Raw genomic sequence first — 16035 nt, 5'->3', positions numbered from 1 at the left:
TTACCCCACTTTCCCATCACCATTGATGTCTTTTCCACTTTGTTCTTCGAGCACTTTCAGCGTTTTCATGAGTAATTCCTGTGTTTTGTACAGTTCATTTTCCAGATAGGCCACTCTCGCTTCTAAAGTAGCGGCTCTTGATTGTTGATTAGAGATTTGGCTTTGCTGAAATAAATTCCAAAATAGTCCCATGCTTTAATTTTTTAAGTAAATATAAAAGTTAGTTCCAATATTTTCCTCACTTTCAATTTTTAATTCTCCCCCATGGGCTTTAATAATATCATGTGTTATTGAAAGACCCAAGCCAGTCCCATCAGTTCCCTTTTTGGTAGTGAAGAATGGCTGTAGAATCTTATCTTTGATTTCATCGGGAATGCCGGGCCCGTTATCTCCGATAGCTATCCGAACTCGACCATTTTCCAATCGAGTGGTTACTGTCAATTTCGGTAGGTAGCTTTCCTGAATTGCGGCTCCATCTTGTGTCTTCAAAACCTTGTCCCGCATCGCATCAAACGCATTGTTACACAGATTGATCACCACTCTAGAAAAATCCTCTTTCAAAAGTGGAAATTCTTTTACTTTATCATCCAAGTTCAAGACAATATCTACATTGATAGGGTTTTTGCTGGCCCGCATCCCGTGAAATGACAGGTTGACAAATTCCTTGATCAATGCATTTAAATTCGTTTGTTCCATTTCCCCTGAGCCACCTCGAGAATGCTGTAACATGGATGTCACGATTCCGTTGGCGCGGGTACCGTGGTCATTTATTTTTCTCAGGTTGATTTTGATGTCTTCCAAAGTTTCATCGATGATTCTTTCGTCTATTTCTGATGGTGAGGAAGCTCTTTTCTCCTGAATTTTACTTCTTGCTTCTATAATTTCATCAATCATTTCAATAGAAACCTCTGAAAAATTATTGACAAAGTTCAGTGGATTTTTGATTTCATGGGCGATGCCAGCAGTAAGTTGACCAAGGGAAGCTAGCTTTTCTTGTTGTATAAGCTGTGCTTGAGTGAGTTGAAGTTCCTGATATGCTTTTTCAATCGCCTTGCCTTGCTCAAGCTCTTTTTGCTGATTTCTTTCTCTTTCCTTTCGGATAGTTTTGCTTTTTTGAAATACATGAATCTGCTTGATTGCCACCAAAAGAATTATAAAATAGATCAAGTAAGCCCACCAAGTCCTATGCACGGGAGGAAGAATTGAAAATTTATAAACGGCCTCTTCGGACCATTCTTTTCCTTCACCTTCACTTGGGCCAGTATATCTGGCCATGACTCTAAATGTGTAATCACCCTCCCAGAGATTACCAAAACTGACGGTGCTGGTTTTTATAATCGGACTCCAGTGTTTACTATATCCTTCTAAGATATACTTGTATTCGATTAGATTTGATCTTACCAGTTCATCTGTTCCGAAGTCAATCGTTATTTGATTTTGAGCATAAGGTAGTCTAAGGTTTAATGGGTAATTATCAAATCGTTGGACTTCGGAGAACTCAATTTTTGCGAACTCTTTATTTTGTGTTTTTCTTTCTTCTGCGCTGAGGACCTTACCAAATACGATTACTTCTTCTGTAATATTTGCCCATCTTTTGGTACTGTCTGTAATAATCTCCTCCTTTTCATTTTTTAAAGAAATCCAACTTACTGGATTTTCATAAATGCCAATACTTTTAATTTTGATTGAAGGTTTTTTATTCCTTTTTCTTAAGGCTTGATAGTTAAATTTCACTAGCCCTGTTTTATCACTTCCATTTCCAGCCCAAATTTCTCCATTCCTGTCTAAGTACATTCCTGTATTTACATCTTTGACAGGATAGCCATTTGAAGTATTGTAGTATTCTATTTTATCACTCAATTTTTCAAAGGGATAGGTGGCTACATCCGCAGGAATCACTGTAAAACCCCGATTTGTTCCTATGAAAATATTGCCTTCTAAATCCTCCAAAAGATCATAAACTGTGTTATCAACCAAACCCTCAGCTTTTGTGAATGAAGAAAAAGACGCACCATCAAATCTGGAAACACCACCACCTTGGGTGCCAAACCAGAGGTTTCCAACCTTATCTTCCAGAATACTCCACACGATGTCATTGGTAAGCCCTTGTGCTGTGGTGTAATTGGTGAAGGATTCTCCATTAAACCTAGAAACACCACCACCACCTGTACCAATCCAAAGTTCCCCTCTCTTGTCTTCATGCAAGCTGTAGATCGTATTGTTGCTCAGACCTTGGTTTGTTGCATAAACGGTAAAGCTAGATTGTCCCAATGGCATTGTATTCCAGTCAAATTTCACCAGACCGCCACCGCCTGTACCTATCCAAAGATTTCCAAACTGATCTTCTTTGATTGTATAGATAATGTCATTAGGTAGACCATTTGTTGAATTGAATGTGGTGAAACTTGCCCTTTCATTATTTTCAGACTTTTCCCTATATAATACTAAACCACCCCCTCCTGTGCCAAACCATATATTCCCATTTTGATCCTTGACTGAACAAATGACAAGAGGATTCGGCAAACCTTGATCAGTTGTATAGTTTGTAAAAGATTTTCCATCAAATTTTGAGATGCCACCCCCATCTGTTGCAAACCAAAAGCTGCCATCGTTGTCTTCTAATATACCATATACACTGTTTTTGGCTAAGCCTAAATCGGAAGTATAGTTTGTAAAAGCGGCCCCTATGTAGAGCGAAATGCCACCTCCCGCAGTTCCAAACCAAAGACTTCCTGATCTGTCAGTAGAAATACTATAGACCACATTTTCGCTCAATCCTTCTGCTGTGGTATAATTGGTAAATTTCAGTCCATCATACTTTGAAACTCCACCACTTCCGGTGGCAAACCACATGTTGCCCTCAAAATCCTCTTCGATATCCCAAATATCATTGTGAGCAAGCCCATCAGCTTTACTGAAATTGGTAAAAGTTCCTCTGTTCTCTTTATTTGTGTTGTACTTCGAGACACCCCCTCCTTTGGTTCCAAACCAAAGATTTCCTTTTCTATCCTTTGTGATACAATTAATCGAGTTCTCAGCTAAACCATCTTCTTTGGTAAAATTCGTAAAGGTTTTACCATCAAATCTCGACACTCCATCATTTCCTGTTCCAAACCAGATAAAGCCATTGTCATCTTCAGCAATTTTTATGATTGAATTGCTTGGAAGACCATCTTCTTTGTTGAAATTGACAAATGATTTTCCATCAAATTTGGATGCTCCTCCTTCACCAGTTGCTATCCAAATGTCTCCGTTTTTGACAGGGGTAATTCCATATACAATGTCGTTGGCTAGACCTTCAGATTTGGATTTGTTAGAAAAAGAATAACCGTCATATTTAGATAGGCCTCCACCATCAGTTCCAATCCAAATATTACCTTCGGCATCTTCTGCAAGACAGTGAACCAAATTATTAGAAAGCCCGTGCGCTACGGTGAAATTGGTGAAAGAAATCCCATCATATTTGGAAACTCCAGCTCCCCAAGTTCCAAACCAGAGGTTCCCCGCTCTATCTAAGAGAGATGAAGTGATGTTGTCCAAACCCAAGCCGTCATCCGTGGTGAAAGTGCCAAAATGTGCTCTTCCTCCATTGCCCGTGTAATAATGATTCCCTTGCGAATCAAAAATAGCTTCCCCTTTTTCATTCTTCAAATATGGTCGCCTAATGGTTTGAGGAAAAGTAACTGTTTGGGTTTGCTTCTCTTCATCCTGATAAGTTAGTACTTCTAAGGGATTTTTTGGAAGATACTTTATGATGGGTTTGGGTTGGTCTTTTAGCCATATTTTCTGAGGCCTCAGTGAGTCACTGAGAAGATCCAAAGATATTACAAGCGGTGGGTCGTAGACTTTTTGGATGGGAATAGTTTGCTCTGAATCCTCCAAAACGGTGTGATTGTTTTGGCAAGACATCATAAAAATAAGAAAACTGAAGAAGCCCAAAGCTGATTTTCTATACTTCATCAAACCAACTTTGGGCACATGATTTATACTTTTATTTTTAAGGTTCATGCTTTATTCTTTCAATCTTACGTCTTTATCACCCAATTAGGGGAGATTTTTAATTGCATTGCTTTAGACATCATTTAATTCAAACTTCCTTAATTTGACAATGAGGATGAGTTTTTTAGTGATTTATCTGATGATGATTCTAGGTGGTGACTGACCTCGCGCGTAGGTCATGGATTCGTGGATAAATACTGTGTAAGGAAACTTCCCCCTAGGACTATTTGCAGATACTGCCATGACCAAAGGATTTCCATCACTTACATCTCTTGTTTCAAGACCAAAAATCCGACTATCAGGAAATGCAAAAGAAGCATCTGAGCCCTGAACTATCCATCGAATTCGATCTCCTCTCCTCAGGGTGACATCACTCACAGAGTCATCATCTTCTGTAACTACTCTCCATTCATCTCCAATGATTTTTACGACTAGCCTATACTCTACTCTTCCCTGTTCTTGGTCTAGTTGACTTTCATCAAAGTTGCTTTGGAAATATTGCCCCGAAAGGAATAATAATGGAGTTAAGAATAGAAAAGCTAAGATTTTTTTTAAGTACATAATTTGTTTTTTAAGGTTAGAAAAGAATTGTTTTTTAAATTTTATGCATTTCCGCTTTCATGCCAGTAGCCATCCAAAATAAGGTAATCATCAGATTTAGATCATCAGTTAAGCGTTGTCCGCGGACTGTTGACAATTATCCGCTATAATTCAGGTTTTTAACTTAGTTATTGGTGGAATTGCGGGTAATCATTTAAATTCATATGAATCATATCTTTCGGATCAAATCAGTTTTTGTTTCTTCAACTTAAAGGATACAAGCTGCTATATATTTTATGTTTATTTCTTTAAATATAGTCAACAGACTCGTTTTAATTCATAAAATATGTAATTTATATTGAGTAAAATGTCTTTCACGAAATTTTACTTTTTGACAGTATTTGATTTATGTTTTTAACATTAGTGATTGATTCTATTCTCGCAAAATTCATTCAGGCTATTGGCAATCGAATAATAAATTCCGTTCCTTTTCCTTCCTCAACTTTTATATTAATTTCTCCCCCATGCGTCTTCACAATATCATGTGTAATACTTAGCCCAAGTCCAGTTCCCTCCGTTCCTTTTTTCGTAGTGAAGAAAGGTTGGAAGATTTTGTCCTTGATCTCATCTCGAATCCCCGGACCATTGTCCTCAAGTGATAACCTAACCCAACCCTTTTCAAGCATTGTGGTCACTTTTAATTTTGGCAGATAGTTTCCATCAACCACTGCTCTATCATTGTACTCCGTACTTGGTACTTGGTACTTTTTCACTTTCTCCCGCATCGCATCAAAAGCATTATTACAAAGATTGATCACCACCCTAGTGAAATCCTCTTTGATCAAGGATACCTTGCCCAAATCAGTATCCAACACCAATTGGATATCTACATTGATAGGATTCTTTCCGGCCCGCATTCCGTGAAAACTCAGGTTGACATATTCCTTGATCAGGGCATTGAGATCCGTTGGCTCTTTTTTGCCAGAACCTCCACGGGAATGCTGCAACATCGAAGTCACAATACCATTTGCCCGCGAACCATGCTCATGTATTTTCTTCAAATTGGCTTTTATATCCTCTAAAATCTCATCCTCAATTTCATCAGCCTCCGTCTTGAGTCTTGCATCTTGTGTCTTGTATCTTGAATCTATTATCTCCTCCATCATCTCAATCGACACCTCCGAGAAGTTATTCACAAAATTCAGCGGATTCTTAATTTCGTGGGCAATTCCTGCCGTGAGCTGGCCTAGAGAGGCGAGTTTTTCCTGCTGTACTAGTTGGTCCTGAGCTGCTTTTAAATCTTCTAGCGATTTTTGCAGAGCCAAATTGCTTTCTTCAACTGCTTTTCTTTTCTGCACCAATTCTTCGATAGTTTCTTCAAGAAGAATGGTAGTGGTACGCTTTACTTTTTCCGTCCGATCTGATTTGAATTCCAAAATGGTCAATTCTTTATCGACATCCTTCAACGATTTAGTGATGGCGGCTTTACGTTCTTCAGAAAGGTTTTCTATCTGTTGAAGAGTGTCGAAGATATATTGGAGGTGTGTGTTCATTTATTTCTCCTTTAATGCCACGCAACATGTGGTCAAATTGTGCATTTCCAAATTTCCTCCGGCCATTCTTCCGAGTTCCGCATTGGAAAACATCCCTGCCATAGGCACATTCCAAACCTCTTTCACACCTTCTATCTCAGCATTCATCATCGGGCCAAATGATAGAATCCTTCCTCCACAGCTGAATACAACCACGGCGTCTGCTTCAGGCATTTCAGTTTCTTTGAGGTTTTGAACGCCTTTGACCACTTTTTCCATTACATCCCAGTCAGGTGGTAAAGAAAAGCGTATCATTGAGCCTTCAGGTACAGAGCCACTTGTATAAAAGGAATGGTCTTCCCAATCAACAACTAAAGCCGGACGCATGACCGGATTACCTTTTTCCCGCTGTAATTGTAAAGGGAAATTAGCTGCGAGTTCCGTTACTATATCCTTGTTATCAGGGCTGACGTTTTCTAGTCCACCGTATTTTGTGGTAATATCTAGGGCAGGGGTGCCATCAATAGTAAACACATGATTTCCTTCACTTTTGGTTACCACTTTTTCTGTTCCCACGGCTTTCCATCCACAAGTAGCGATACCGCTGACAGCCACTTTTTCTTCATCTATAGCAATACAAACCATCCCGTGATTATTTTCCCATCCGTTCGTAAACACCCATGTTTCCTCAAAAGCATAGTCATCACCAGCAGCTCCTCCAAACGCATTGACCTGATTACCAGCGACCTCTTGAAGTCCTATCAACACCTCTTCACCGTCTGTAGTCGCGTTGCTGGTCACCAGAAGGAAAGCAACCTTTTCAAAGTCCTGACTGGCTTTCCCAGCGACAGTTTTTGATGTTTCCCGATAGCTATAGTTTTGAAATTCTGCTGAATGAATTCTGAAATGTTCTTTTTTGATGTCTAGGAGTAGGATGGCTATCGAGCCTGTTTCGATCTCTTCATCGATAAACTCGCCGTGAGTGGTAGAACCAAAAACGGTGATCCCAGCTTCGTCAAGTAAGCTGCAAATAGCTTTGCGGTCTTGAGCTACAGACATAAACACGATAGCAAGTGTGGGCTTGAATCCAACAGACATGCTTTCATCCAGTGCCGTTTTAATTTCTGCTTTTGACTTACCTTTAATTGATTTTGCTTTCATGGTCCTTAACTTAGTCGTGAGATTGTTTTTCTTTTAGTGCCACCCAGCTTACTGTTGTTCCCTGAAACTCACAGCGGCCTTTATCCAATTTTCCAAATTCACCCAAAGAGAAATAACCTATCATGGGTTTGCCCCATGTGGATGCCAGCCCTTCTATTTCTGTGGAGATCAGCGGACCAAAAGTCCCTAATCTTCCTACACATGAAAAAACCATTAACACATCGGCAACCGGCATCTCCTTTTCTTTGCTATTTCTGGTGGTTTCTACTACTTTGTCAATCACATCAAAATCAGGTGGAAGGGAGAAACGGAATTGATCTCCTTCATTTACACCACCTGCAATCATGACGGATTGATCAGCAGGATTGAAAAACAGCGCAGGCTTCATAATAGCATTTCCTGATGCTCGCTCAAACTGTAATGGATAGCCCAGATCCGTTGGAATAAATCCACTTCCTTCTGAATTCGTCCTTACTATATCATTCCCTAAGAATCTTTGAATGACATGCATCGCCGGTTCATTGTCAATGGTTAGCGCCCAGTCGCCTTCACACTTCGTGATTTTTTTTGTAGTTCCAACAGGCTTCCAGCCTGAAACCGCCAGACCGCTTATCGCAACCTTATCCTGATCAAGAATGAGTGCAAGCAATCCCCCTTTACTAGATGCATCACTGGTAAAAATGACTCCTGAAAAATCAGCCGGATCACCACTGACGCCTCCCGCAATCATGATATCTTGGCCTGCCGCATCCGTTAATCCTCTGGTAACTTCATCGTTGGAAACTCTGAAGTCTAATGGTGAAATGATGAAGCCCGGATTTGAAAAAGCGGTCTTACCGTATATGCCGGCATTATAACCGGCTTCGTAGGCAGACGATCCCTCGTAATCGTTTAATATAACTTTGAAATTCTCTGGTTTGATATCCATAACCAGAACTACGATATCACCCGGGTTGATTCCTTGTTCAGTAAATTTTTGAGGTGCTGTTAATCCGAAAATTGCAATGCCCTGTGTCCCAAAAATAGAGCGGAGTGATTCCGCATCGTCCATATTGCTTATCATAATGATAGCAAGGGTCGGTTTGAAATCCTGCCCATCAGATAAGCTGGAATCGCTTATGCTTTCCTCCAATGCTTTTTGTATTTCTGAAGGTGTTTTTCCTTTGATCGATTTTGCGTTCATTTGCTTAGTTTGATAATAAAACTTGTCCCTTTGTTGATAGCTGTTTCTATTTCCAGTTCCCCCCCATGAGCCTTCACAATATCATGGGTAATACTGAGACCTAGTCCTGTCCCTTCGGTTCCTTTTTTGGTGGTGAAGAAAGGCTGGAAGATTTTGTCCTTGATCTCATCTGGAATCCCCGGACCATTGTCCTCAAGTGATAACCTAACCCAACCCTTTTCAAGCATTGTGGTCACTTTTAATTTTGGCAGATAGTTTCCATCAACCACTGCTCTATCATTGTACTCCGTACTTCGTACTTCGTACTTTTTCACTTTCTCCCGCATCGCATCAAAAGCATTATTACAAAGATTGATCACCACCCTAGTGAAATCCTCTTTGATCAAGGATACCTTGCCCAAATCAGTATCCAACACCAATTGGATATCCACATTGATAGGATTCTTTCCGGCACGCATTCCGTGAAAACTCAGGTTGACATATTCCTTGATCAGGGCATTGAGGTCCGTTGGCTCTTTTTTGCCAGAACCTCCACGGGAATGCTGTAGCATGGAGGTGACAATTCCATTGGCACGCGATCCGTGTTCATGGATTTTCTTCAAATTGGCTTTTATATCCTCCAAAATCTCATCCTCAATTTCATCAGCCTCCGTCTTGAGTCTTGCATCTTGTGTCTTGTATCTTGAATCTATTATCTCCTCAATCATTTCAATCGATACCTCAGAGAAGTTATTTACAAAATTCAGCGGGTTCTTGATCTCGTGGGCAATTCCCGCCGTGAGCTGGCCTAAAGAAGCAAGTTTTTCCTGTTGAACAAGTTGAGATTGAGTGGCTTTGAGTTCGGTCATAGCGGATTCTACCCTGGTCTTGGCTTGCTCCAGCTTGACAAAATCCTCGTATCTGGCGTAGGCAATAGAGAAAGCCTTGGCCAATGCCTGTACCAATTCCAGTTCATTTTCCTCCAAGGGACTGACTGCGCCGACATATAGCATTCCCTGATCAAAAGGGACAAAATGCAGATCTAGCGATTCGGGAGGAGCCGCTGTCCCCTGATAAGTACTGCCATTCTGAATCTGATCCTGTTCCATCAATTGGTTGATCCATTGAACAAAATCTTCCTTATTCCAATGCTGTCTGAGAACCTCTCCTTTTCGCCAGGCCTTTACAGTCTGATAGGTGAGTTCGCTGGCTTTATAAGGAAGCCGCAAAACCCCAAGGGAGTTGCCTTCGGGTGAAGAAAGGTAGGCTTCGACTATTTTTTGTTTTTCTTGGATAATAAAAACCCCACATCGGATAAATGGAACACCAAGAACGGTCAGCTCTTTAAAAATTAGTGGCGTGATCCTGTCAAGGTCAACAGCATTGCGCATGGATGAAATATCGGCTCGAACACGGTCCAATGAAGCCTGTCGCATGGCGGTTCGGGCGCTGGCTTGGGCCATTTGCAAATCCCTGAACCGCGTATAAGCAAAGGAAAATACTGCCGTTGCTCTTTTTAAAAGTTCCCAGCTTTCTGAGGAAATCTCTCCGGGAGCAGCAGCACCAATATAGCCATTGGAAAATTTGTACAAATGATAGGTACGATCAGGAATAGTCTCTCCATAAAAATTACTGATCCCAAACAGGTCGGTTTTTTCTTCGCAGTAACGGATCCATTCAATTCTTTGCTCACCCTGCATCAGAATGGAAGTCTGATTAGAAGAAGAACGATAAAAATCAAGCATTTTCCTTCCCACCCAAGTATCCTGAAGGGCAATAGTCATTTGGTCTGTTATCGCTTTGTTAGGGTTATCCGGATTCTTAATGGTAAACCAACATTGGGTCAATCCGGTACTTTCATCCTGGATGTAAATAGAGCTAGTTTCCAATTCCTCGACTCCCAATGCGCCCATTTCTTCTCTGAGAAGTTGCGCAACTTCAATGAGTTCATCAGGACTCTGCATCGCCAATGACCTTGAGCGGACTTTTTCCAATGCTGCTTCGATTTGCGCCTCCCTTGCCTGCGCTTCGGCTTTTTTCAGGTCTAGGAAACGGGTGTAGGTTTGATCAAAAACAATAGTAAACCGTTTGAAAATAGCATGGGCATCGGTCACCTTTTCATAGGTAATGAACAGGATAAATCCACCGTTGAATTTGCAGAGGTGGTTGATCTGATAGGTGGGTAGGGAAAACCCTTTTGCCTCGATATTTTCAAAAGTGGATTTCAAGTCGGGGAAGGTTTTCATGTATGCATAGTGATCTTCCAACGCTTGACCACCGAGTTCCTGAACAAACATTGTATGATCACTCAGGATGAATTCACCCATTTCATCAAAAGAGGCTTCACCAAACAAGCGAAGCTGAAAAGGCGTTTGCATGATTCCTTCGCTACTCATCCAGGCAGTAGCTGTTTTTTTATCTTCAGCGAGAATATTATACCCACAACTCCATGCAGGGATACCAAGCGACCTCACTTCTGTAAACAGCAGGTTGGCTACTTCAGGTAATTCCTCACTACTTTGCATGCCCATGGTACGGGAGCGAACTTTTTCTAGAGCGGTTTCAATTTTTGACTCTCTGGCTTGTGCCTCTGCTTTTTGCAAGTCTAGAAAGCGGGTGTAGGTCTGGTCAAATACCTTTGCAAATCGCTTAAAGATCTCCTCTTCAGGGCAAGGCTCAGTGGTAATGATGACCAAATAGCCCTTTGAAAAGTAGGCCGCATGTAATTTTTGCCATTCCGGCCGCTGCATTCCCGCCGCTTCCATATCATCAAAAATATTTTTGGCAACTGGAATTTCCATGAGCCAGTCATAGTGCTCTTGCAATTTATCCCCTTCCAACTGAACCGTCCGGAATGAATCTCCCTCAAGCCAGCCTTCGTAAAGTGTGGAATGGGCATAATCGATTACATTGGGTAAAAAGAAACCACGAGAAAAGCCATCTTCCAGGCTCAACCACCATTCATCTTCTTCGCGACTTTTTTCGCACAATACAAATCCACAAGTCCATAGATTGTACACCAAGTCATTCATTTCTGCAAAAAGCACATTAGCCACTTCTGCCAATTCATCAGAGTTCTGCATTCCCATGGTTCGGGAGCGGACTTTTTCGAGGGAGGTTTCAATTTTAGCTTCTCTGACCTGAGCTTCTGCTTTTTTGATATCAAGAAAGCGGATATAGGTTTGCCTGAACTCTTTTGCAAAGCGTTCGAAAATTTCAAGTTCCTCATCTGTATAGGGTTCTGCATTCCATTTTACCATAGAAACAGTTATCTCTTCCAAAAAAGCATCTACTATTATTGAACCTGGAGTGGCATTAACATAATTGACAAATTCATCTGACACAGCTGGTGCATGCTTCCAATAGTGGTCGAGAAATTCATTCTTCTCTTTCTTTGTGAATGTTTTTACTTGGATGGGCTGTCCAGTCTTTTGGTACTCTTTTACAGCTTTTTCTGTTTTTGTGAAATACGGAGTCTCTATATAAGGAATGAGAATTTTATCGGTTGTATTTTCTGCCTCCGGCGCATAGCTCCATAATTCCCAGTCTCTTTTTTTTGTGATGGGGCCTTCGATAAACGTGACGTTATCAAACCTTATACCTACTGCACTCAGTTGTTCGCCAAATAACTCAATGATACCGAGGAGATCAGACTGGGTTTTCATGGCCATGGTCTTAGCTCTCACTCTTTCCAGCGCCAATTGGATTTCAGCTTCCCTGGCTTGTGCCTCTGCTTTTTGCAAGTCTAAGAAACGGGTGTAGGCCTGATCGAATACCCGCACAAAACGTTGGATGATATCTATTTCATTTTTGGCTAAAACCTTTCCTTCAAAATCATTGACATTAAACACTGCATTTTTAACCGCGACCATGGAAATGGTATAGTTGGTGCTATCGAATATCATGCGCTTGATATCCTCGGGCAAATGCCTGAATTCAGCAGTATGTTCAATCACATAGTTATAGAAGGCATCTTTTTCTTCTTTTGAATAATGACCCACAAAATAATCCAATTGCTCTTCAATGGCCCCGTACAAATCTTTCGGTACAGGATTATCAAAGTAAGGGAGACGATAATTAGTGATGACCAGGCCAGCTTCATTTTGACCACAGACAAAAGCATTTAAATCTTTTGAGCCTTCAATGTTTGTGGCGATGCCAACGGCAGTAAATGGGATTTGCAGGTCTTTTAATTTCCCGAAAAGAACAGAGACCACTTCTTTTAGCTCACCGCTTTTATGCATGGCCAAGGACCGGGAACGTACTTTTTCCAGTGCAGCTTCTATCTGTGCTTCCCTTGCCTGCGCTTCTGCTTTTTGGAGATCAAGAAAGCGGGTATAGGTTTGTTCGAAAACTTTGGCGAATCGAATAAAAATATCATGTGCTTCCGGGCAAGGCTCGTATGTAATGAACATGAGGTTGCCGTGAGAGAAATTTGCGAGGTGGTTTATCTGAAAAGTAGGGCGGTGCTCACCAGCCTGAGCTCGCTTTTCAAAAGCTTCTTTAATACCAGGAAGCGTAAGAAAATATCGGTAGTGTGCATCCAGGGTTTCTCCTTCCAATACATCTACAAAAAGCTTGTCGCCCCTGTCCCTTGATTCCTGAAAATGGATAAACGTGGCCTCTTCAGTAAGCGGAATTTTGACACCCTCTAAAATAGCGCCATCGGGACTACCCATGTAGGAGGTGAAAACCGTATCACCTTGCTCCCAGATATTAAATCCACATGCCCAGGGCGGCACACCTAAGGTTTGTATCTGCTGAAACAATAGCGCAGACGTTTCGCCCAATTCACTGCTATGCTGCATGGCCATGGTTCTGGCGCGCACTCTCTCCATGGCCAGTTGAATCTGTGATTCCCTTGCCTGTGCTTCGGCTTTTTGTAGATCGAGAAAGCGGGTGTAAGTCTGTTGGAATACTTTTCCAAAGCGCATCAGGATAGCATTCTCTTCAGCTGTATAGGGAGTCATTGAATAATGCTCAATGTACAATCCCACATTGTCCAGCAATACGGTGGAGATGGCAAGTGCCGGTTTGTTGAAAATAGCTTGCTGCGCTTCTTCAGTCAATTCCGGAATCAATTCGAATAGATCCCGGTAGAACTTGTTTTTTACTTCAAAGGGGAGCAGATTGGCAAAGAAAGATTCTTCTTTGGTTTTTGCCTCCCGGTAACTGTTCCAATGAGGCGAATCAAAATAAGGAATGGTGATCTCAGTGGGCACTCCTTGTTGGTGATCTGCCAGCCAGATATGCATATCCTCCCGCTCCTTGTAGTCCAGAATAAATCCTGCATGGTCTACATGGATATTCAAATCCACAAATTGATCGAACACCACCTGAATAACCTCTTTGAGTTCTTCGGTATGGTGCATGGCCATGGTCCTTGCCCTTACCCGTTCCAGTGCCAATTCGATTTCTGCTTCCCGGGCTTGGGATTCGGCTTTTACCAAATCCAGATACCTTCTGTAGGTTTGTTCAAACAGAGAACTGAACCGCTTAGTAATTTGAATTAATTCGGGTTGGAATTCACGGGGACTGAATGCATAAAAAAATCCATGCTCGAAAATGAAACAATGTTGGATCTCTTTTTTAGGTAATTTTTCGATCGGGATCTGAATTTTGTAGTCAGGTGCTTGATTGAGCATGCGGTAGTAACTCAGCAAACCTTCTCCTTCCAACACATACTTGTGAAAGGGAACCTGCTCTAGCCAAGCCTGACGGGCTCTCATTAGCATGGGGTGCCAAGCCATATCGATGTTGCCGATATGCATGTTGACTTCCTCTCCGGTTTTGCGTGCCGTCCAAAGCTGATTGTTTTCGTTTTCATGGTTCAGGATGCCGATCCCAAACCGGGTCCCTTCATCCACCCCTAATGCCGTGAGTTCACTGAACATCTTGACCACACATTTCCCTACATCTTCGCTGCTGTGCATGGCCATAGTCTGAGCTCTTACTCTTTCGAGCGCTGCTTCGATCTGCGCTTCTCTTGCCAGTGCTTCAGCTTTTTGAAGGTCGAGAAATCGCTGATAGGCTTGGTTGAACGCCCCTGCGATTTTCAATACGATGGTTTTGGTGTCCTCGGAGGGAGGACTTACCAGGTCAACGCCGAGCAATCCTTCCGTAATTCTGGCGCAAGCACTCCATTGATGGGTTAGGATTCCCTTTGTTAAAGCTTCTTTAAAAGCGTTGGCAACCTCTGGATTTATTTCTTCTATCTCGGAAACAGCCTTCTCTAGTTTTTCAAAGGGATAATCAGCAATGAAGTAGTTCAGGTCAGTTTGCTGGAGGATTTTAAATGGGTATCCCATCATTTCATACTTTTTGAAGTCGAATTGAAGGGTATAACTGTTCTGGTTTCCTATATTTCCCGGACTTGAAAAATCCCAGGCTTTCACCCATCCATCCTGATCGACCAGATAAAAAGTGACTCCTGAAAGTCCTTCGATCTGAAGCCAGTTAAGTTGCGTTAATATTTCTTTGTTTACTTTATCCAGGTCATCGGGATGGTGCATTGCCATGGATTGGGCACGAACACGTTCCACCGCAACTTCAATCTGTGCTTCCCTCGCCTGCGCTTCGGCTTTTTGGATTTCCCGAAACCGTTGGTAAGCCAAGGAAAAAACTTGGTGAAAACGCTTAAACAAATTCAAAATATCCTCAGCCATGGGTTGATACAAAGTCAGACCAAGTCCGCCTTCGCCTATGGACAAAAAGCAATAATCCAATTTGGTAACTTTATCCAAAAATGGATCAGGAAAATGGTTTTCGGTTTTGCGATGCTCTCGAAATTTTTTCAGTTCCTTTCCTTCAAGTGTTCCAGTAAAATGCCCATCCTTAGAAGCCAGCATTTGCTTGACCATGCCATGTTCTACTGGACTTTTGAGGTATTCTGTTTTTTCAACAGCGGTTTTGTCATAAGGGGTGAAATACTGATAGCAGAGGTATTGACCTATGTTTTCGTCTATGATCGCGAGCTGAACATTTCGAATTTCTGTTACACCGAATTGTTGCAACTGATCTGAAATTACCCGACAGACATCTAGCATATCTTCCGGTTTTTTCATGCCCATGGCTACTGCACGCACTTTCTCCAGTGCCGCTTCAATCTCCAACTCGCGGTTTTTGTTTTTAAGATCTGCTGTCTGCTCGTCAACAAGTTTCTGGAGTTTCTCTTTTTCCCGCTTCCATTCTTCCATGTGCCAGTGATCATTTTCAGTCTCTACCGGGGTGGAGGCGTGCCAGTGGGTTACCTTCCACTGCTCAGCGCTGTACTGCATCACACAGCTGGTTCGTAAATAAAGACTATTGGTGATTTCTTCCGAGACGAGGGTAAGCGTTATTTCTTCTGCAATGACTGCACTGTTATCGTCGTCTGATATATGGGTATACAGCCGCTTGCGTTCAACAGATGGTTCAAAGCGTTCCATTTGCTGGTACTGAGATTTAAATAAATCTATTAATTCATTTAACGAAAAAATCTTCTCGTCTTTTGTAGTGCCAAAAAGCATCATGCCAGGATCAACGATATCAGATATATCCTGATACGGTACCAGACAAAATCCCACATTGACGATCAGGTCATAACTTTCTTCTAATAATTTTTCCTTTTGAGAATCCATGCTAGTCTTTTTGCTCCACTGC

At 41.8% G+C, this 16035-nt stretch carries 7 protein-coding genes; all 7 read right to left on the bottom strand.

From position 1 onward, the window contains the following. The 7 genes from IEV57_RS00540 to IEV57_RS00510 all read right to left on the bottom strand — a co-directional run bounded on the left by IEV57_RS00540 (window position 1) and on the right by IEV57_RS00510 (window position 16013). Complete coding sequence (locus IEV57_RS00540; protein WP_188438524.1) at window positions 1–192, bottom strand: hypothetical protein; 192 nt, start codon at window positions 190–192, stop codon at window positions 1–3. 3 nt (window positions 193–195) lie between these two features. Next, window positions 196–4008, bottom strand: a complete 3813-nt coding sequence (locus tag IEV57_RS00535) for a sensor histidine kinase (protein WP_188438522.1) — start codon at window positions 4006–4008, stop codon at window positions 196–198. Between the two features lie 123 nt (window positions 4009–4131). Beyond that, window positions 4132–4560: a hypothetical protein gene (locus IEV57_RS00530; RefSeq protein ID WP_188438520.1), complete on the bottom strand. Its 429-nt coding sequence runs from the start codon at window positions 4558–4560 to the stop codon at window positions 4132–4134. Window positions 4561–4991: 431 nt separating this feature from the next. Then, on the bottom strand, window positions 4992–6092 hold the full coding sequence (locus IEV57_RS00525; RefSeq protein ID WP_188438518.1) for a sensor histidine kinase: 1101 nt from the start codon (window positions 6090–6092) through the stop codon (window positions 4992–4994). Beyond that, on the bottom strand, window positions 6093–7169 hold the full coding sequence (locus tag IEV57_RS00520; RefSeq protein ID WP_188438517.1) for an FIST signal transduction protein: 1077 nt from the start codon (window positions 7167–7169) through the stop codon (window positions 6093–6095). 73 nt (window positions 7170–7242) lie between these two features. Further along, window positions 7243–8415, bottom strand: a complete 1173-nt coding sequence (locus IEV57_RS00515; protein WP_188438515.1) for an FIST N-terminal domain-containing protein — start codon at window positions 8413–8415, stop codon at window positions 7243–7245. Further along, window positions 8412–16013, bottom strand: a complete 7602-nt coding sequence (locus IEV57_RS00510) for an ATP-binding protein (RefSeq protein ID WP_188438512.1) — start codon at window positions 16011–16013, stop codon at window positions 8412–8414. The genes IEV57_RS00515 and IEV57_RS00510 overlap by 4 nt, the downstream gene beginning before the upstream one ends. Between the last annotated feature and the right edge of the window lie 22 nt (window positions 16014–16035).

This window comes from Belliella aquatica (genome assembly GCF_014637795.1).
GTDB lineage: Bacteria > Bacteroidota > Bacteroidia > Cytophagales > Cyclobacteriaceae > Belliella > Belliella aquatica.
Note: the sequence above shows the minus strand (reverse complement) of the source record. Positions and strands in the feature narration are given on the sequence as shown.